Source organism: Polaribacter sp. NJDZ03 (genome assembly GCF_019263805.1).
In the GTDB taxonomy this organism is placed as follows: Bacteria; Bacteroidota; Bacteroidia; order Flavobacteriales; family Flavobacteriaceae; genus Polaribacter.
This window is the reverse complement of record NZ_CP079195.1, coordinates 1,675,483-1,694,393: the sequence shown is the minus strand read 5'-3', so window position 1 is coordinate 1,694,393 and position 18,911 is coordinate 1,675,483. Positions and strand designations below refer to the sequence as shown.

The following is an 18,911-nucleotide window of genomic DNA, read 5'->3' as shown; positions in this document are numbered from 1 at the left end:
ATTTTTTTTACCTGATTTTTCATTATCTTGATTTAGTCTTTTAACATACCGTGTTTGTCTAATTTTTTATCTTCATCCTATTAAAGTTAGTTGCCTCAGGTTTGCGTCTTTTTGTTATTGAAATACCTGCTAACTGTAATAATTATAAGGCATAAAAAAATCCGCTAGATAGCAGATTTTTTTTATATCAGTAAAAAAGAGAAAGTATTAGATTTTTTTCATCTGATCTTTCATCATCTTCAATTGGTCTTTTAACATACCGTGTTTGTCTAATTTTTTAGCTTCAGCCATTAGGTTCGTTGCTTCACGCTTACGTCTTTTTGTCATTGCAATACCAGCCAGTTGTAATTTAGCCATTGCTAAATCATGATCCATAGGTAAACCTATTTTAACGGCTTTACGTAAAAATTTTTCTGCTTGTGTAATATTCGTCTGACTTAATATAATACCATGTAAATAATTAAAATAACCTTGCTGTTTAACGATTAATGCAGCTTCTGGGTTTTTAATATAGTCTAACCATTTTTTAGTTCCTTCAAAATTTTGCTTACGTAATTGTAAAAAAGCAAGTAAAATAAATTCGTTTTTAAAATAAAATAACACAAAAATTCCTGCCAAAAGTAAGATAGAAATTCCGTTCATTATATTACCTAAGGTAAATTGATACACTGCGAAAGCTGTTATTAAACCTGCTAAAATTAATTTTATATTTTTATGAAACATATTGTTTTTTATTGTTATTAAATCAGTTGCAAAAGTACATTTTATTGCTAAAATATGTATTACTTTTTATAGTATTTCTTGTATTTAAACCAAGCTAAAATTCCTAGAATTATGGTAAACCCAACAGAATAATAAACAGTAGTTGGCGTAATAACTCTATCCCCACTTGCATACGAGTGTAAGCCTGCTAAGTAGAAGTTTACTCCAAAATACGTCATCATAATAGAAAAATAGGCTATTATAGACCATAAATTTATAGTGTATCTACCTCGTAAACCAGGTATTAAACGCATGTGTAAAACAAAAGCATAGATCATAATAGAAACTAAGGCCCAAGTTTCCTTTGGGTCCCAACCCCAGTATCTTCCCCAGCTTTCATTAGCCCACATACCTCCAAGAAAGTTACCGATAGTTAACATTACCAAACCAACGGTCATTGCCATTTCGTTAATAATTGTAATTTCTTTAATATTCAAATCCATTTTGTTTTTGTTCTTTTTGGTTGTAAAAACCATTAGAAATAAAGCAAAAATTCCAAGAATCATAGCCAATGAAAGAGGTCCGTAACTGGCTACAATTATAGAGGTATGTACTAAAAGCCACCAAGAATTTAAAACAGGTTGTATGTTTGCAATTGCTGGATCTAACCAGTTCTGACCAGCAAAAAACAATGTAATTGCTGTTAAAAATGCAGCAGCTGCAATTGTTAAAGCAGATTTTCTTCCTATAAATAAACCGAATAACATTGTTGCCCAAGCAACAAAAATAATTGATTCATAAGCGTTTGTCCAAGGTGCATTTCCGCTAATATACCAGCGGGCAATTAAACTTAAATTATGAACAATAAACAACCCAATTATAATTGCTATTAATCCTTTTACTGTATAATTAATCCATTTTTTAGAATTGAAAATTTGCCACAAAACAAAAATTATTAAAAGTAAACTTACTAAACCGTAGTATTTTACTAGTTTTTGAAAAGGTTGATGTTTGTTATAAGAAATTTCTAAACTAATTTGTTTTTCTGAAGGGTATACTTCAGATCCAAATTTTTGTTGAAACTTTTTAATTCCGTCTAAAATTTGATCTGCTTTTGTATAATCGTTGCTCTTTTTTGCTTCTTGTAAAAGTTGAATGTAAACAGGTAAAGATTGACGAACGAAAACAGAATCTGTAGCTTTAAAACCTGCCGTAGAACTTTCTGGTTGAGAAACCCAGGTATTATTATCATCATTAGGAATTGGATAAATACGTAAAATACCACCACCAATTGCGCTGTATAATAAACCAACACGTTGATCTATTTTAATTAAATCTTTCTCAAATTTATTTTTTACATTTTTCTTTTGAGCTTCAGCAACTTCTTCTTTTATTTTATAAGAACCAGTTGGCGTTATAAAATCTGATAAACGAGCATATTCTGCATCTTTAGATAAACTTAAAGATTCTCTAATATGTGTATTTCCTTTTTCTAAATAAATAACAGGTACTTCAAACCAAAGTCTTGGATTTTCTATTATAGATAATAAAACTTGACTCGGTTGCATTCCATTAAAAGTTTCTGTCTTACTTACTTTTCTAACCAATTCAGAAGCAAAAGTATGAGCAGGTTTCATTCTACCTCCAGCATCTTGAATAACCAATTTATTAAAGCTTTCAGCATGATGAACATCTACTAAATTAGCTTGTAGTATTGAGTCTATTTGATGGTCTGTAATTTTGCTTTCTTTATGCGGAGCATGTTGCGCAAAACTAAAACTAGAAAACATTAATACTGCAATAACAGATAAAGTCATTTTTTTCTTTCTAATCTTTTTTAATCCTTTTTTTAAGTCGTCAAAACGAGTGTTCTTAGCAAATAGAATACAAATTAAACCTGTGTATAAGAAAGAATACCCTAGGTAGGTAATGAATGTGCCTAAAAAATCATGATTTACAGAAAGATGTGTCTCTTCTACTGGTCCAGACAAGTCGTAACTAGATTGGAAGAATTTATAGCCTTTGTGGTCTAAAATGTGATTCATAAAAATTCTATAATCAAAAGTTTCATCTCCATCTATTACGGTTACTTCACTGGCGTAAGACGCAGCACTTTCAGACCCTGGGTATTTTTCTAGTTGAAAGTCATTTAGTTTTATTGAAAAAGGTGTTTCTAAAATTTTTGCACCATATAATACTCTAAAATTTAGTCCTCCAACAGTAACTTCTTTAGAACCCTGAGAGTTAAATTTACCTCCTGTTAATTCTACCCTTTCAGTTTGGCCATTACTTTTAATGTCTACAACAACAACGTCTAGTTTTTTATCGTCTTTAGGGCCACTAGTAGTTTTCATGACACCTTTTTCTGCTGGTCTTGGAATTACAAATTGTAAACCCGACACATTGTGTAAAGTTAAATATTGAAAGTTTTGTAGAGAGTCTTTAGCAATATTACCTTTTTTCTGATCTGCCATTCTAAACCAATCACCATCATCTTTAGAAACCATTTTTAAGTTTCCATTTTGTTCTATAAAGTTAATAGAAGCATTTTCGCTCTCAACATCAAAACCAACTAAAACTCCGTGAATATTTTCAATTGTTCCTTTTTGAATCCAATGTTCATGACGGCTTCCATCCGAAGATTCTACAAAAAACAAATGTTCAATTCCATTTTCATCTTCTACTAATTTTCTTTCAGCCCAAGGAATGTATTCAACAAGCTCAAAACTAAAATCTTGTTCTGTGTCTTCGGTTTTAAAGTGATCTGAGTAGGACCAAGAATTTTTACCCCAAGCAGATAATAACATTGGTTTATTTATTTCTGGCTTTTGTACCTTACCATTATCAATGATAGCGTTTAAATAAGTGGTTTCAGATAAGAATTTATCGGTAGATTCTCCTTCTTTAATTAACATAATACCTTCAAAACCAATATAACGGGTTACTCCTGCACCAACAAGAATTAATAAAAAAGATAAATGAAACATTAAAACGGCCCATTTTTCTTTCTTATACAATCTATATCTAAAGATGTTTCCAAAGAAATTAATAACAAAGAACAGCATAATTAGTTCAAACCACCAGGTGTTATAAACAAGTGCTTTAGAGGTTTGCGTGCCAAAATCGTTTTCTATAAATGTTGCAACTCCCATTGCAACCGCAAAAAGGATAAATAAAACGGCCATTAAACGAGTCGAGTAGAGAATACTAATAATTTTTTTCATCCTTCTGAAATGCTTTTTAAAAGAGCTACAAATTTAAGCATAAAAGCACAAATGAACTTCTAGATATGGGTATATTTATGTATTAAAGTTTTAAAAAAATCATAAAGTTTATGCCTAAATATCATGTAATTCCTAAAACCATAAAAGCGGAAGTAGAAACTGCACTAAATTATTATCCGCAGTTAAAAAACATACACATTCAGTTTAAATTTAAAAAGAATATTAAAAAGTCTACAATGCAAGCAAGACCCACTTTTGATAGTTTTTTTAAATCTACACATAACAGAAAATTTTTAATTTTAATTAGTGAAAAATTTAAAATTTCTGATAAAGAATTTTCTACGCGAGATATTCCTAAAGATATTTTTATTGGTTGGATAGGTCACGAATTAGGGCATATTATGGATTATCAAAATAGAAGTAAGTTAAATTTAATTTGGTTCGGACTTAAATACTTGTTTTCGGATACTCATATTGTGGCCGCAGAAAGAGCCGCAGATGGTTTTGCAGTAAAGCACAAAATGGAATCGTATATTATAAAAACAAAGAATTTTATTCTGAATCATGCTGATATTTCAGAAGCATATAAAAATCGGATTAAAAGATACTATTTGTCTCCAGAAGAAATTATGGTTTTGGTGGATGATCGAAATAAGTTAGAAGAAAATTTAGAGCATATAAAATAAGCATTCTTATTATAAAAGCAAAAACCACCACAAATTTGTGATGGTTTTTACTTTGTTTCAATTTTAGAAAAATTAATCTATCCAAATAGATTTTGTGTTTACAAACTCTCTAATTCCGTAGCTAGAAAGTTCTCTACCATAACCACTGTTTTTAATACCTCCAAAAGGTAATCTTGGGTCTGAAGTTACTAATTTGTTTACAAAACTATTTCCTGCTTCTAATTGTAAAGCAATTTTTTCTCCTCTTTTAGTATTATTTGTAAATACACCAGAACCTAAGCCAAAAGTAGAATTATTGGCTAGTTCTATAGCGTGCTCTTCGTTTTTTGCTTTAATAACAGAAGCTACTGGTCCAAAAAGTTCTTCATCAAAGGCTGTCATGCCAGGTTTTAAATCTGCTAAAATTGTTGCAGGATAATAAGCTCCTTTTCTATCAGGAATTTTTCCTCCTAAAATTAACTTTCCACCTTGTTTGACTGTTTTTTCTACTTGTTTATGAATTTCGTTACGTAAATCTATACGCGCCATAGGGCCATAATAAACATCTTCGTCTGTTGGAGCTCCCATTTTTGCAGCTTTCATTTTCTTTGTAAAGAGTTTTAAGAAGTCATCATAAATTTCTTCTAAAACAATAAAACGTTTTGCAGCAATACAAGTTTGCCCGTTATTTTGTAGTCGTCCAAATGTTGCTAAATCTGTAGCTTTTTCTAAATCTACGTCTTCAAGGATAATGTAAGCATCACTTCCACCTAATTCTAAAACGGTCTTTTTTAAGTTTTTTCCAGCAATTTTAGCAACGGAACGTCCTGCAGGTTCACTTCCAGTTAATGTTACTGCAACAATGTTTTTATCTTCAATAATTGCTTCTATGGCATCTGATGCTACATTTAGGTTTGTAAAAACTCCTTCGGGGAAACCTGCTTCTGTAAAGGCTTCTTCTAAAGCAAAGGCACAATCTTGTACGTTAGATGCGTGTTTTAAAACACCTGTATTTCCTGTCATTACTGCAGGAGCAGCAAAACGAATAACTTGATAAAAAGGGAAATTCCATGGCATTATGGCTAAAGTAACTCCTAAAGGTTTAAATGTTACGTAACTTTTACTTGCTTCAGTTTCTACTATTTTATCGGCTAATAATTCATCAATATTATCTGCATAATATCTACAGATTAAAGCACATTTTTCTATTTCTTTACGAGATTGTTCAATTATTTTCCCCATTTCTTGGGTGGCCAATTGTGCATATTTCTCTTTGTTTTCATCAAAGATATTTGCTAGTTTGTGCATCAATTTAGAGCGTTCGTCTAAACTTGTTTTTTTCCAAGTTTTATAAGTATCGTTCGCTTTTGCAATTTTATCTGTTGTTTCTTTTTTTGAAATTCTGTTATAACTAGTAATTTCTGCTTCTGTAGCAGGATTGATCGTGGTGATCGTTTTCATAATTTTATTTTTTAGAATTTTTACTTAGTAATACATTTAATATTTCATGATTTAGAGAATAATCTACGGCTAAATCAATTACATGTACTCCTTTTAAGCTTAATGTTTTTGTTAAAATTTCTTCGAATTCTAATACAGATTTTGGTCTGTGCCCTATAGCTCCAAAACTTTCTGCATATTTTACAAAATCTGGGTTGTTATATTCTAGTCCAAATTTAGGGAATCCTTCTCCTTCTTGTTTCCATTCAATCATTCCGTAGGCATTATCATTTAAAATAATAATTACCAAATCTAAATCCATTCGAACAGCAGTTTCTAATTCTTGCGAATTCATCATAAAACCACCATCACCATTTACAGAAATAACTTTTTTATTAAGATATAATTCTTTTGTCATAATTGCCGAAGGAAAACCGGCACCCATTGTTGCCAAAGCATTGTCTAAAAGTAAGGTGTTTTGTGCATAAGCAGGGTAATTTCTGGCAAACCATATCTTATAAATTCCGTTGTCTAGTGTTACAATTCCGTCTTCGGGTAAAATATTCCTTGTAATTTTTACTAAACGCTGAGGTAGTATTGGGAAGCGATTGTCTTCTTCATATTTAGATAAATGACGCAATACATTCTCTTTTACTTTTATAAAAAAATCTATATTCCATTTTTTTGCATTCGATGCTAGCTCTTTTGTTAATTGATGTATACTTGTTGCAATATCTCCAATTACATTTAACTGCGGAAAATAAACTTCATGAACTTCTGCTGCAAAAAAGTTAATGTGAATCACTTTTCTGTTGTCATCGGCATTCATAACAAATGGTGGTTTTTCTATGGTATCATGACCAACATTTATAATTAAATCTGCTGCTTCTATGGCTTCATGTAAAAAATCGTTAGAAGATAGAGCGGCAGTTCCTAAATAAAGCGGATTTCTTTCATCAATAATTCCTTTACCCATTTGTGTGTTAAAAAAAGGAATTTCTAATTGATCTACAAAATTAGTTAAAGCTTTACTGGCTCTTTTTCTATTTGCACCAGCACCAATTAATAATAACGGTTTTTTTGCTGAAAGAATCATTTCTTTTGCTTCTAAGATGGAGTTTGTATTTGCAGAAGGAATTTTGGACTTATTCACATTAAAATACTGTGGATTCTGTACGACTTCTTTAGAAACATCTTCCGGAATTTCTATATGCACTGCACCAGGTCTTTCTTCTTGAGAAACTCTAAATGCTTCTCTAATTATAGCACTAGCATTCTTGCCATAGGTTATTTGTTTAGAAAACTTTGTAAGCGGTTGCATCATCTCTAAAATGTCTACAATTTGAAATTTACCTTGTTTGCTTTCTTTTATCGGTTTTTGTCCCGTTAACATTACCATTGGCATTGCACCTAATTGCGCATAAGCAGCAGGCGTCATTAAATTGGTTGCACCGGGTCCTAAAGTAGACATGCAAACTCCTGGTTTACCGGTTAATCGACCATAGGTTGCTGCCATAAATCCGGCACCTTGTTCATGCCTAGTTAATATTAGTTTTATTTTATTAGATTTTCTGATGGATTCTAACACGTCTAAATTTTCTTCACCAGGTAAGCCAAATATATATGCTACGCCTTCATTCTCTAAAGATTTTATAATTATATCTGAAGTTTTCATTTTAGTAAGTTTAAAAGTTAATTTTAGTTTTTTTTGAATTATGCTTTTTGAACAAAATTTTCCCAATCGGCAAACTTTTCTTCTTTCATTACACGCTCCATTTTTACTTGTCCACCTTTTTTCTTGTTATTATCATTCCAATCATGAAATTTTTCAACAGGAATTATGGCAACCTTTACACCTTTTAAGGCTTTACTTCTTGCAACTTTATAATTATTATTTGCTTCTTTTAGAAAATCATCTAAAGCTGTTGCAATTTTATCATTATCACCTTTTAGATCGGAACCTAAATACCAAGAATGATAAAACTCACCATCTTTAAACCGTTTTGCACAAATGGTATATTCTGTAATTGTTGTTGAAAATTTTTCTTCTATATGGTTTATCGCATCATCCATTTTATTGACGGATAATTGAGAACCAACAGTATTTAAAAAGAATTTTGTACGACCTGTAATTTTAATTTCTGCTTTTTCTACATCAGTAAATTCAATTGTATCACCAATTAAATAACGCCAAGCACCACTAACGGTACTTATAATTAATATATAATCGGTGTCTGTTTCAACTTGTTCTAAAGTTAAAGAAGGTGCATTTTGTTTGATAGATCCATCTTCATTTATATAATCTGGATTCATGGGTACAAACTCAAAATAAATACCATTTTCAGTATTTAACTGCATTGCATCAGTTTCAGGTCTTACTTGTGTCGCAATATATCCTTCGGAAGCCAAATAAGTATCTATAACCGTAACGGGTTTCCCTAATAAAGCTTTAAAACTTTTTTCATAAGGACTAAAAGCAACGCCACCAGAAGTATACACTTGTAAATTTGGCCAAATTTCATGAATGTTTTCTAAATGATGAAAATCAATAACTTTCTGCATCATTAATTCTATCCAAGAAGGTATTCCGCTTAAAGCACCAATATCCCAAGATTTTGCATTTTCTGCAATATGTTGTACACGCTCGTCCCAATCTTCAATCTTTGCAATTTCTTCTCCAGGCTTATAATAACCTTTAAACCAAAAAGGAATATTACTAGCACTAATTCCACTTATTTCTCCCTCAAAATGATCTTCCTTTTCATCTAAGTCTGTAGAACTACCTAACATCATAATATCTTTTTCGAAGAAATCTACAGGCAAATCAAAGTTATTTAAAGAAGTAACTTGTTTAATTCCAGAACTTTTTATAGCAGCAATCATTTCATCAGTAACCGGAATTCTTTTACTCGTTTTTCCGGTGGTACCAGAACTTAGAGCAAAATAAGACGGACTTCCAATCCAAGTTACATTTTCTTCACCATTATGAATTTTGTACCACCATTTTTCGTTTAAGGAGTTATAGTCAAAATAAGGAACTTCATCAGCAAAGGAAGTTTGTAAGTCATCACTTAAAAGAATGGATTCAAAATTATAAGCTTCACCAAATTGAGTTTCTTTAGCTGTTTCCAATAAGTTTTTTAAAACCTCTTTTTGAGCTTCGATGTGGTTTGTTTCAGATGAAAGTGTATCTGTTAAATTGATGATTCCTTTAATAATATTTCCTAAGGTTGCCATGATTTTGTTTTTATACAAAGATCAAGTTTATGTAAGTATTAGATTAACTCGTATCATAGAAAAAGGAGTGCATTAGAGTTTTTAAAATTTGGTTTGAGTTAACATCTAAATTGTTTGCAATACCTCTTTATTCATAAATGTTATTATTTTGTGATGAACTTAAATTAGAAATAAAATGAATACAGATAAAAACGAATTAGAAATTATTAAGAAATACGAAGAAAAAGGATACACCAGTAATTATAGAGTTGTGGATGGGATACTAATTGATAACAAAACAAAAAGTACATACAAACCTACTGAGATTTTTATTGTTGCAGAACATCGGTTTGAAGGAATGAGTAACCCTGCAGATATGTCTATATTATATATTGTTGTAACAAAAGATGATTTTAAAGGAACTTTTTTAGCATCTTATGGAGGAGCCTCGAGTACTGAAGCTGCTGAGTTCTTTAACGAGATTCCAAAAGAAAATGTATCAAATAAAGAAAATGTATTTATGTAAAAAGTATCTTTTTATTCTGATGTGCTATCAATTAAAATAGTGAGTAAGTCAATGGCAGCTTGTGCAATTTTTGTTCCTGGACCAAAGATGCCAGCGGCACCAGCATCCAATAAAAATGGATAATCTTGAGGAGGTATTACACCGCCAACAATAACCATAATGTCTTCTCGTCCGTATTTTTTTAGTTCTGCAATAACTTGCGGAACTAATGTTTTATGACCTGCCGCTAAAGAAGATATTCCTAAAATATGAACATCATTTTCTATGGCTTGTTTTGTGGCTTCTTTTGGTGTTTGAAATAGTGGACCAATGTCTACATCAAAACCTAAATCGGCATAACCAGTAGCCACCACTTTTGCGCCTCTGTCATGACCATCTTGCCCTAGTTTGGCAATCATAATTCTTGGACGTCTTCCGTCTAACTCTGCAAATTTATCAGATAATTCTGCAGCTCTGTTATAAAGTTTATCGTCTTTTATTTCTTTACTATATACCCCAGAAATTGTTTTATGAACTGCTTTGTGTCTTCCAAAAACGATTTCTAAAGCATCAGAAATTTCTCCTAAAGTTGCTCTGTTTTTAGCTGCTTTTACAGCTAAATCTAATAGGTTTTCTTTTCCTGATTTTGCAGCTTCTGTTAACGCTTCTAAAGACGTTTTAACTGCAGTGTTGTTTCTAGTAGTTTTTAAATGGTTTAATCTTTTAATTTGAGAACTTCGTACAGCTTCATTATCAACTTCTAAAATATGTAAAGGATCTTCTTTTTTTAACTGGTATTTATTAACCCCTACAATTACATCTCTTTCGCCATCTATTTTAGCTTGTTTTATAGCTGCAGCTTCTTCAATACGCATTTTAGGAATTCCCTTTTCAATGGCCTTTGTCATGCCGCCAAGTTCTTCAATCTCACAAATTAATTTCCAAGCATTGTTGGTTATATCTTCTGTTAGTTTTTCTACATGATAACTTCCTGCCCAAGGATCTACTGTTTTTGTTATATGTGTTTCTTGTTGTAAATATATTTGTGTGTTTCTTGCAATTCTTGCAGAAAAATCTGTAGGTAAAGCAATAGCTTCATCTAAAGCATTTGTGTGTAAACTTTGTGTGCCACCAAAAGCGGCAGCCATTGCCTCAATAGTTGTTCTGGCAACATTGTTAAAAGGGTCTTGTGCGGTTAAAGACCAACCACTAGTTTGGCAATGCGTTCTTAAGGCTAAAGATTTTGGATTTTTAGGATTAAATTGTTTTACAATTTTTGCCCATAACATTCTTGCAGCTCGTAATTTTGCAATTTCTGTAAAATGATCCATACCAATTGCCCAGAAAAAAGATAATCTAGGAGCAAAAGCATCTATTTCCATGCCTACTTCAATTCCTTTTCTTATATATTCTAAACCATCTGCAAGGGTATACGCTAATTCTATTTCTGCAGTAGCACCTGCTTCTTGCATGTGGTAACCAGAAATAGATATAGAATTAAATTTTGGCATTTTACTGCTTGTAAATTTAAAAATATCTGCAATAATTTTCATAGATGGAGCAGGAGGGTAGATGTATGTATTTCTAACCATAAACTCTTTTAGAATATCATTTTGGATAGTACCAGATAATTGTTCTAAAGAAACACCTTGTTCTTCTGCGGCAACAATATAAAAAGCTAAAATGGGTAAAACAGCACCATTCATAGTCATGGAAACAGACATTTTATCTAACGGAATTTGGTCAAATAAAATCTTCATGTCTTCTACAGAATCGATCGCAACACCAGCTTTACCAACATCTCCTTGTACTCGTTCATGATCGGAATCATACCCCCTATGAGTAGCTAAATCAAAAGCTATAGACAGTCCTTTCTGGCCAGCTTTTAAATTTCTTCTGTAAAAAGAATTGCTTTCTTCTGCAGTAGAAAAACCCGCATATTGTCTAATAGTCCAAGGTCTTCTAACATACATAGTAGCATATGGACCTCTTAAATTTGGAGCAATACCAGCTACAAAACCTTCTTGTATAAAAGAAGGTTTTGTGTTTTTATCTGAGTTTTTGAGTTTTATATGTTGTAATTCTTTTCTACTCATTTTTAGGGAGGCCCTCGTCTAGTTTCATTAATTTATACAATTCAACTCCAATATTTTTTACTTTTTTTTGTCTTTTCTTAATTTGAATATAACTCTTTAGGATAAAAGCTAAAGAAAATACGCACAATAGCATAACAGTACTAAATATAAAGTTGACACTGTTTCCAAAAAAATGATAAAACTTGTCTTCTAAAAAATAAAGACTGACTGCAACGAAAAAAATAAATCCTATTATAAGTGTAGGAAGTCTCTTTTTTAATTGTTGAATCTCTAGTTTTAACTCATTTTGTTTTTTCTGTTTAAATAGAATTTCTTTGTTTTTGTCCATTTTCATTTTATTATAAACTTTTTTCAGAATGTAATCGATCCTTTTCTAATAATTCTGAAAGCCGTTTTCTAGTTAATGGGGGGACTAGTGTTTTTATATTTCTTTGCTTAACAAAAGGATACAACTCTAAATCTTGTTGCATTTTATCTTCCTTATTTTGTTGCAAATTTATACCTAAAAGTATAATTTCTTTTTCCTTAAAGCTATTTTCTTCTTTTAATGCACTCTCTTTAATTTTTTTCTGAATGATGCCGTTCTTTAATTGTTTTAAAAAACCGCCACTTTTTTCTATTTGCTTAAAAAGAGTTAATGCGTTTTCTGCTAATTGTTGTGTTATAGATTCTATATAATAAGAACCTTCGGCAAACCCCTGGGCTTCTGCTAAGTAACTTTCTTGTTGTAATATTAATAATTGATTTCTAGAAATACGATTTCCGAATTCGTTAGATTTATGATAAATTGCATCGTAAGAAACATTAGAAATGGTATTTGATCCGCCTAAAATAGCGCTCATACATTCTGATGTTGTTCTTAATAAGTTTACATTATAATCATAAATAGTTTTGTTTCTTAAACTTGGTTGCACAAAAATATGAGCTTCTAAATCTTCAATTTCATATTCTTTTATAAGTGTTGACCATAAAATTCTAAAAGCTCTTAATTTTGCAATCTCAAAGAAATAATTGCTTCCTACAGAAAAAGAGAAATTTATTTTTTCAGCAACGGTACCTCCAAACTTATTTAGATACTCATTTGCATGCGCTAATGTATAAGCGAGTTGTTGTGTAATTGTTGCTCCACAATTTTGATATAAATCTCCAGAAACAACAATACAATTTGTGGTGTTTTTCTGAATTCTCTCTAGCTTTATAAAATCTTCTTTTAAATTAAAAAACCAATTACCTGTTTCCGCTAAGTTACCGATTATATCAGTTTGAAAATATGTTTTTTCTGAATTTATAAATTTAGAAACTTCTAGCTGAAAGGTGTCTTCTAAAAAATGAAACTGAAAGTAGATGAAAATAGATTTTACATCAATATTAAGAAGTAGTTTTCTATAATCAAAATTCTTATAAGCAATAAATTGAACTGAATTTGCGCCTCTTTTTAAAGCGTCTATAGCTAGTAAATTTGCTATTTTTTCATCACCAACAAAAATAGTTTCACAAATATTAAATCCTTTTTTTGGAGTTTCTGTTTTAAGACTAGATCTATCTTCTTGTGTGTAAAATGGTTTTACAACAATACCTTCTTGAGTTTTCCATAACAACGTGTCATTATAATCTGCACCTTTTAAGTCTACTTGAATTTTATTTTTCCAAGCAGCGGGTGTAGTTTTTAGAAAGTCATCAAAAAGAGAATTTTTCATTTCTTATTTTATGGTATCAAATTCTATTAAATAAATTTCTTCATTTTCTTTTTTCATTAAATACTTTTCTCTTGCAAATCGTTCTAATTGAATAGAGTCTTGAAGTTTTTTTATGGTAGCCTTGTCTTCTGCTATTTTCTTTTGATAAAATGAAATTGTACTTTCTAAGTCTTTAATTTCGTTGTCGAATTTTCTATGTTCTAAATAAGAATTTTCGTCAAAAAAGAACATCCAAATTAAAAATGGAATTAAGATTAAAACAAAAACATTTGTTAGAATCTTTACTGCCTTGTTATTTTTAAATTTGTTAAAAGTCATACTAAATTATAAACGATCGTTAATTACTGTTCTAACTACATCAATTGCAACTGTGTTATGCTTGTTATTAGGAATAATAATATCTGCAAAATTTTTAGTTGGCTCAATAAATTGAAGGTGCATTGGTTTTAAAGTATCTTGATACCTGTTTAAAACTTCGTCTATGTCTCTTCCTCTTTCTGTAATATCTCTTCTAATTCTTCTAATTAAGCGTTCGTCTGTATCTGCATGTACAAATATCTTTATATCAAATAAATCTCTTAATGCTTCATTATTTAAAATTAAAATTCCTTCTACAATAACCACTTTTCTTGGGTGTGTTTTAATGGTATCTGTAGTTCTGTTGTGTGTTACGAAAGAATAAACAGGTTGTTCTATTGTTTTTCCTGATTTTAATTTTTTAAGATGCTTAACAATCAAATCAAAATCGATAGCTCTTGGATGATCAAAATTTATTTTTGTTCTCTCTTCATAAGATAGGTTTACAGTTTCGTTGTAATACGAATCTTGAGATATTACACAAACCTCATCGGTAGGTAGTTGTTTAATAATTTGATTTACAACTGTAGTTTTTCCACTTCCTGTACCTCCAGCAATTCCAATAATGAGCATATAATTATGATTAAGATAATTAATTGTCTAAAATAATAAAGATTTATAAATATTTAGGATTTATTTAATCTTAAATAGTTCCTATTGTTAAAAAAGTGCTGTTTTTAATTAGCTGCATTTTTTAAAATAAAAATTAAATTATTATTTAGACTGATTTTTAGGGTTTTACATAAAAAAAGTCTCAAAAAATAATTTTTGAGACTTTTTAATAAATTGAGCCGATGGAGGGACTCGAACCCACGACCTGCTGATTACAAATCAGCTGCTCTAGCCAGCTGAGCTACATCGGCTTTTATTTTGAGAGCGCAAATTAAAGACTATTTTTAGTTACTACCAAATTAAATTTCACTTTTTTTTAATAAAAAAGCTTCAATTTACATTGAAGCCTTTAAAACAAGAATAATTTTACATAAAATAGAAGAAAATTGAATGATCATTTCCGTATTCTATATTTTAGAAACGTTAATTTATTTTATTTGTTGCTTTCCTATTTTTTAATTTTTTAAAAATTTCTATATGTGTCGTAAGTTAGAAATCTGCCAAAGCTTTTTTATAGGTGGTTAAACAACGTTCTCTAGCAGATTTATGTTCTACAATAGGAGCAGGGTATGTAAGTTCTTGAAAGTCTGGAACCCATTTTTTGATATAGTTTAAATCTTTATCAAATTTTTTAATTTGAGTAGTTGGGTTAAATATTCTAAAGTAAGGCGAGGCATCCACTCCTGTACCTGCAACCCATTGCCAATTACCTATGTTGCTGGCTTGTTCGTAATCGTGTAGTTTTTCTGCAAAATAGGCTTCTCCCCATCTCCAGTCTATTAATAAATGTTTGCAAAGAAAACTACCTACCAACATTCTAATTCTGTTGTGCATAAAACCTGTTTGGTTTAATTCTTTCATGCCTGCATCTACTAAAGGATAACCTGTTTCGCCGTTACACCAAGCTTTAAATTCTTCCTCATTATTTCTCCAAAGAATTCTATCATATTTTGGTTTAAAACTCTCTTTAACGGTATGTGGAAAATGCCATAAAATCTGCATAAAAAACTCACGCCAAATTAATTCTTTTAAGAAAGTAATGTTGTTGCTTTTAGATGCATCGTCAACCATTTTACGAATACTAACAGTACCAAAGCGTAAATGTGTGCCTAATTTAGAGGTACTATCTTTTGCAGGGAAGTTTCTAGTTTCTTCATATGTATCAATTAATTGAGATGTTACTTTGTATGAAGTAACTTTTATAGTAGATTCTATAAAACCAATGGCTTCTAATTTTAAAATAGCTTGATTTTCGCTTTTGATAAAATTCTCTAGCAATGTTTCTGATGGAAAAAATTGAATTCCCTTAAAATGAAACGCTTCTATCCATTTTTTAGAATAGGGTGTGTAAACTTTATACGGTGTCCCATCTTTTTTTACAATTTCATTTCTTTCAAAAATTACTTGGTCTTTATAGGTTTCAAAATTGATGTTTTTTGTTGATGAAAATTCCTTAATATCTAAATCTCTTTTTATCGCATAAGGTTCATAATCATGATTTGTAAAAACGGTATCAATGGTATGTTTTTCTGATAAAGAGTTGAAAATTTCTTTAGGTTTTCCGTGATAAACTTCTAAAACGCTACCTACTCCTATTAATTTTTTATGAATATTCTCTATTTCTTGATGAATAAATGAAACACGAGCATCCTCTTTATTTAATTTACTTAAAATTTCTTCGTCAAAAATAAAAATTGGTAGTACTTTTTTTCCGGAGTTTAATGCATGATACAATCCGCAATTATCATCTAAACGTAAATCTCTTCTAAACCAAAAAATATGTATTGCTGTCTTCATTTATTGTTGTTATCTAATTTCTATAGATTAAAAATTTATTTAATTGGTGGGTAGTATTGTCCAAAAAGTTCAATTAATTTTTTTTGTCGGTATTCAAAGATTTCTTCTAATTTAGGTGCTACTAGTATTGGGTTTGCTATTTGACCTAAAATACCCATAGGAACTTTATAGTCTATAATGTCTTCCATTTCTACGCCACCTTCAATTTCTTTGATAAAATGTTTGTGATGCCATAATGCGTAAGGTCCAAAACGTTGTTCATCTACAAAATATTCATTTTCTTTTACGTGTGTAATTTCGGTTACCCATTTTGTTTTTATCCCAAGAATTGGGGTAACAATATATTGTATAATCTGACCAGCAAACATGGGTTTTTCTGCTCCCGAAAGAATGTCAAAACTCATATAAGTAGGTGTAATTACTTTTAAGTTTTTAGGGCTAGATAGAAACTCCCAGGCTTTTTCTAACGTAATTGGTAATTTTTGTTTTCTGTGGAATGTGTATATTTTCATGTTAATTATGAATTAGAATGTAGAGGTTTAATGAAGTTGCAATACAAAGCCAAATCATGTATGGCAATAGTAGATATTTATAACCACCTGTTTTGTTACTTATTTTAAAGAAATAATAAAATAATGTAGCGGTAAGTAATACAATTGATATCAAGCCAATTAATACTAAATGTTGATTGAAGAAAATGTAGTTCCAACTAACGTTTAGAATAAATTGAATTATAAAAACGGAAAGTATTTTTGAGTTGTAATTGGTTGTAAATTGTTTACCTAAAAAGATAGAAAAGCAAATCATAATAAATGTCCAAGCAATTCCAAATACAATTCCCGGTGGTGTCCAAGGAGCTTGGTTTAGATTTGTGTACCAATCGGTAAGTGGTCCGTTATTCATTAACCAGCTTCCAATAGCTAGGGCTCCAAAATTAATTACTAAAAATAATAATGTAAGTTTTACTTGCTTCATGAGTGTATTATTTAGATTGTAAATACTCAATTTTTTTTTAAAATCTTATTTGCTTTTAGATGGCTTGTCGCAATATTTTCTATTAATAGCTTGTAATTTAAAAGCTTATTCATTGGCTATTTGTAAGAATCTTGTGGTTTTTTTATTTCAATTTTCTTTTTAAATATACAACAGAGATCTTTATTATTTTAGGTGTTTTGTTATTTTTGAACTCAACGGATTTGTAATTGAAAAATAATAATCAACTAATTCTCCTTCTGGTGAGACTAAATATTTTTGAAAATTCCATTTTACAGAAGAACTTTTTTTATTATTTAATTTCTTAGATGTTAGCCATGTGTATAACGAATGTTGGTTTTCTCCTTTTACATCAATTTTTTCTGTAATTAAAAAGGAAACACCGTAATTTACTTCACAAAACTCTTCAATTTCAGAAGAGGATCCAGGTTCTTGTTTTCCAAACTGATTACAAGGAACACCAATTACAACTATTTTATCTTTATATGTTCTATACAACTCTTCTAAGTCTTTGTATTGCGGTGTAAAGCCGCATTTAGAAGCTACGTTTACAAAAAGAATGTGCTTGCCTTTAAAATCTGACAAAAGAATAGGGGTATCCTGGAGACTATTAATCTCTATATTGTAAATATTCATATACTTTTGATTTATTTATATTTTAAAACTGACAATTCCGCAGTCTAACTCAAAAATTTGGCCAGAAATAGCACTCGCTTTTTCTGAGATTAAGTAAGATGCTAGGTCTGCAACTTCCTCAGGTGCTAAATATTTTTTTAGAGGATGACGTTCTTTTATGTTTTCAATCATTCGCTCATTGCGCAATAACTTAGAGGCTAACTCTGTATCTGTTACCGTTGGTGCAATGGCATTTACACGAATTAATGGTGCTAATTCTGCTCCTAAAGATTTAGTTAATCCTTCTACGGCAGATTTTGCAGTGGCTACACTTGCGTGAAAAGGCATTCCTAATTTTGCAGCTACTGTGCTAAATAATAGTATGGAAGGTTTGTTTCCTTTTTTTAAAGAGGGTAAATAATGTTGAATTGCTTTTACAGCACCAATTACATTAATCTCAAAGTCTTCTCTGAAATCATTTAATTTTAATCTAGAAATTGGTTTTAGGTTGATGCTTCCTGGGCAATAGATTATAGTATCTATTGCATCTATTTCAGGTAAATCATCTGTAAGGATATCACAAGTAAAGTGATTGAGGTTAATGTGGGAAAGTAAAGGAGCTGTTCTACTGATATTTATAATTGAATTTTCATCAATTAAACTATCAATAATAGCTTTTCCAATTCCTTTACTTCCTCCAATTACTAAAATTTTATTCATTTGCTTTTAAGGTCTTCCTTTTAAGCGCTTTTCAATTTTTTGTTTAACTGCTGTAAGGCGCTTCATTTGATCCATTATTTCAAGATCTTTTTCTGCTTTATATACTTCATTTAGCTCTAAAATTAAGGCTTTTACCTCTCTAGAAGCTACAATTCTATCACTAGTTGTTTTAAATGAGAACTTTCTATGTTCAAATTCTTCCGCTCTTTCTAATAAGTTCATTCTATGTTTCTCTTTTTTGATCTATAATTTGTGAATATAATTATAAAAGT

Annotated in this window: 18 protein-coding genes and 1 tRNA gene; 2 read left to right on the top strand and 17 right to left on the bottom strand. The window is 30.4% G+C overall.

Annotated elements, in window-relative coordinates; all coding sequences use genetic code 11:
* Positions 1-207: 207 nt before the first annotated feature.
* Complete coding sequence (locus KV700_RS07280) at positions 208-723, bottom strand: DUF2892 domain-containing protein (RefSeq protein ID WP_218599643.1); 516 nt, start codon at positions 721-723, stop codon at positions 208-210.
* 59 nt (positions 724-782) lie between these two features.
* A complete protein-coding gene (gene ccsA / locus KV700_RS07275; protein WP_218599642.1) occupies positions 783-3,926 on the bottom strand; it encodes a cytochrome c biogenesis protein CcsA in 3,144 nt (1,047 codons plus the stop codon).
* 110 nt (positions 3,927-4,036) lie between these two features.
* On the opposite strand from ccsA, the gene KV700_RS07270 reads away from it, so the two are divergent.
* Positions 4,037-4,612, top strand: a complete 576-nt coding sequence (locus KV700_RS07270; protein ID WP_166385412.1) for a hypothetical protein — start codon at positions 4,037-4,039, stop codon at positions 4,610-4,612.
* A 72-nt stretch (positions 4,613-4,684) separates the two neighbouring features.
* Here the strand turns inward: KV700_RS07270 and KV700_RS07265 are convergent, their stop codons facing one another.
* The 3 genes from KV700_RS07265 to KV700_RS07255 are packed head-to-tail and all read right to left on the bottom strand — an operon-like array spanning position 4,685 to position 9,268.
* Positions 4,685-6,052, bottom strand: a complete 1,368-nt coding sequence (locus KV700_RS07265) for an NAD-dependent succinate-semialdehyde dehydrogenase (RefSeq protein WP_218599641.1) — start codon at positions 6,050-6,052, stop codon at positions 4,685-4,687.
* Positions 6,053-6,056: 4 nt separating this feature from the next.
* Positions 6,057-7,706, bottom strand: coding sequence for an acetolactate synthase large subunit (locus KV700_RS07260; protein WP_218599640.1), 1,650 nt, complete (start codon positions 7,704-7,706; stop codon positions 6,057-6,059).
* Between the two features lie 38 nt (positions 7,707-7,744).
* Positions 7,745-9,268 (bottom strand): GH3 auxin-responsive promoter family protein, encoded by a 1,524-nt coding sequence (locus tag KV700_RS07255; RefSeq protein ID WP_218599639.1) that lies wholly within the window; start codon positions 9,266-9,268, stop codon positions 7,745-7,747.
* Between the two features lie 175 nt (positions 9,269-9,443).
* On the opposite strand from KV700_RS07255, the gene KV700_RS07250 reads away from it, so the two are divergent.
* The gene (locus KV700_RS07250; protein ID WP_218599638.1) at positions 9,444-9,773 is read left to right on the top strand and encodes a hypothetical protein; all 330 of its coding nucleotides are present in this window, start codon (positions 9,444-9,446) and stop codon (positions 9,771-9,773) included.
* A gap of 11 nt (positions 9,774-9,784) precedes the next feature.
* Here KV700_RS07250 and scpA read toward each other — a convergent pair whose 3' ends face one another.
* The 12 genes from scpA to KV700_RS07190 form a co-directional block, all read right to left on the bottom strand.
* On the bottom strand, positions 9,785-11,848 hold the full coding sequence (gene scpA, locus KV700_RS07245) for a methylmalonyl-CoA mutase (protein ID WP_218599637.1): 2,064 nt from the start codon (positions 11,846-11,848) through the stop codon (positions 9,785-9,787).
* Positions 11,841-12,182 carry a hypothetical protein gene (locus tag KV700_RS07240; protein ID WP_166385400.1) on the bottom strand — a complete coding sequence of 114 codons (342 nt, stop codon included), beginning with the start codon at positions 12,180-12,182 and terminating at the stop codon, positions 11,841-11,843. The genes scpA and KV700_RS07240 overlap by 8 nt, the downstream gene beginning before the upstream one ends.
* Positions 12,183-12,186: 4 nt before the next feature.
* On the bottom strand, positions 12,187-13,545 hold the full coding sequence (locus KV700_RS07235) for a methylmalonyl-CoA mutase subunit beta (RefSeq protein WP_218599636.1): 1,359 nt from the start codon (positions 13,543-13,545) through the stop codon (positions 12,187-12,189).
* 3 nt (positions 13,546-13,548) lie between these two features.
* Entirely contained in the window at positions 13,549-13,863 is a 315-nt protein-coding gene (locus tag KV700_RS07230; RefSeq protein WP_166385396.1) for a septum formation initiator family protein, read from the bottom strand.
* Positions 13,864-13,869: 6 nt separating this feature from the next.
* Positions 13,870-14,475 carry a uridine kinase gene (gene udk, locus KV700_RS07225; RefSeq protein ID WP_166385394.1) on the bottom strand — a complete coding sequence of 202 codons (606 nt, stop codon included), beginning with the start codon at positions 14,473-14,475 and terminating at the stop codon, positions 13,870-13,872.
* Positions 14,476-14,691: 216 nt separating this feature from the next.
* Positions 14,692-14,765: transfer RNA gene (locus tag KV700_RS07220), tRNA-Thr, on the bottom strand.
* Between the two features lie 238 nt (positions 14,766-15,003).
* Positions 15,004-16,311 carry a deoxyribodipyrimidine photo-lyase gene (locus tag KV700_RS07215; RefSeq protein ID WP_218599635.1) on the bottom strand — a complete coding sequence of 436 codons (1,308 nt, stop codon included), beginning with the start codon at positions 16,309-16,311 and terminating at the stop codon, positions 15,004-15,006.
* A 35-nt stretch (positions 16,312-16,346) separates the two neighbouring features.
* Positions 16,347-16,823 (bottom strand): SRPBCC family protein, encoded by a 477-nt coding sequence (locus tag KV700_RS07210; RefSeq protein ID WP_166385390.1) that lies wholly within the window; start codon positions 16,821-16,823, stop codon positions 16,347-16,349.
* A gap of 1 nt (position 16,824) precedes the next feature.
* Positions 16,825-17,286 carry a TspO/MBR family protein gene (locus tag KV700_RS07205; protein ID WP_166385388.1) on the bottom strand — a complete coding sequence of 154 codons (462 nt, stop codon included), beginning with the start codon at positions 17,284-17,286 and terminating at the stop codon, positions 16,825-16,827.
* 183 nt (positions 17,287-17,469) lie between these two features.
* Positions 17,470-17,940: a glutathione peroxidase gene (locus KV700_RS07200; protein ID WP_218599634.1), complete on the bottom strand. Its 471-nt coding sequence runs from the start codon at positions 17,938-17,940 to the stop codon at positions 17,470-17,472.
* A 15-nt stretch (positions 17,941-17,955) separates the two neighbouring features.
* Complete coding sequence (locus KV700_RS07195) at positions 17,956-18,639, bottom strand: SDR family NAD(P)-dependent oxidoreductase (protein WP_166385384.1); 684 nt, start codon at positions 18,637-18,639, stop codon at positions 17,956-17,958.
* Positions 18,640-18,645: 6 nt separating this feature from the next.
* Positions 18,646-18,861, bottom strand: coding sequence for a hypothetical protein (locus tag KV700_RS07190; protein WP_068448590.1), 216 nt, complete (start codon positions 18,859-18,861; stop codon positions 18,646-18,648).
* Positions 18,862-18,911 lie beyond the last annotated feature (50 nt).

Excerpts from the sequence above, each read along its gene's own strand:
- KV700_RS07280 (WP_218599643.1), bottom strand. The coding sequence starts at position 723 with ATGTTTCATAAAAATATAAAATTAATTTTAGCAGGTTTAATAACAGCT.
- ccsA (WP_218599642.1), bottom strand. The coding sequence starts at position 3,926 with ATGAAAAAAATTATTAGTATTCTCTACTCGACTCGTTTAATGGCCGTT.
- KV700_RS07270 (WP_166385412.1), top strand. The coding sequence starts at position 4,037 with ATGCCTAAATATCATGTAATTCCTAAAACCATAAAAGCGGAAGTAGAA.
- KV700_RS07265 (WP_218599641.1), bottom strand. The coding sequence starts at position 6,052 with ATGAAAACGATCACCACGATCAATCCTGCTACAGAAGCAGAAATTACT.
- KV700_RS07260 (WP_218599640.1), bottom strand. The coding sequence starts at position 7,706 with ATGAAAACTTCAGATATAATTATAAAATCTTTAGAGAATGAAGGCGTA.
- KV700_RS07255 (WP_218599639.1), bottom strand. The coding sequence starts at position 9,268 with ATGGCAACCTTAGGAAATATTATTAAAGGAATCATCAATTTAACAGAT.
- KV700_RS07250 (WP_218599638.1), top strand. The coding sequence starts at position 9,444 with ATGAATACAGATAAAAACGAATTAGAAATTATTAAGAAATACGAAGAA.
- scpA (WP_218599637.1), bottom strand. The coding sequence starts at position 11,848 with ATGAGTAGAAAAGAATTACAACATATAAAACTCAAAAACTCAGATAAA.
- KV700_RS07240 (WP_166385400.1), bottom strand. The coding sequence starts at position 12,182 with ATGAAAATGGACAAAAACAAAGAAATTCTATTTAAACAGAAAAAACAA.
- KV700_RS07235 (WP_218599636.1), bottom strand. The coding sequence starts at position 13,545 with ATGAAAAATTCTCTTTTTGATGACTTTCTAAAAACTACACCCGCTGCT.
- KV700_RS07230 (WP_166385396.1), bottom strand. The coding sequence starts at position 13,863 with ATGACTTTTAACAAATTTAAAAATAACAAGGCAGTAAAGATTCTAACA.
- udk (WP_166385394.1), bottom strand. The coding sequence starts at position 14,475 with ATGCTCATTATTGGAATTGCTGGAGGTACAGGAAGTGGAAAAACTACA.
- KV700_RS07215 (WP_218599635.1), bottom strand. The coding sequence starts at position 16,311 with ATGAAGACAGCAATACATATTTTTTGGTTTAGAAGAGATTTACGTTTA.
- KV700_RS07210 (WP_166385390.1), bottom strand. The coding sequence starts at position 16,823 with ATGAAAATATACACATTCCACAGAAAACAAAAATTACCAATTACGTTA.
- KV700_RS07205 (WP_166385388.1), bottom strand. The coding sequence starts at position 17,286 with ATGAAGCAAGTAAAACTTACATTATTATTTTTAGTAATTAATTTTGGA.
- KV700_RS07200 (WP_218599634.1), bottom strand. The coding sequence starts at position 17,940 with ATGAATATTTACAATATAGAGATTAATAGTCTCCAGGATACCCCTATT.
- KV700_RS07195 (WP_166385384.1), bottom strand. The coding sequence starts at position 18,639 with ATGAATAAAATTTTAGTAATTGGAGGAAGTAAAGGAATTGGAAAAGCT.
- KV700_RS07190 (WP_068448590.1), bottom strand. The coding sequence starts at position 18,861 with ATGAACTTATTAGAAAGAGCGGAAGAATTTGAACATAGAAAGTTCTCA.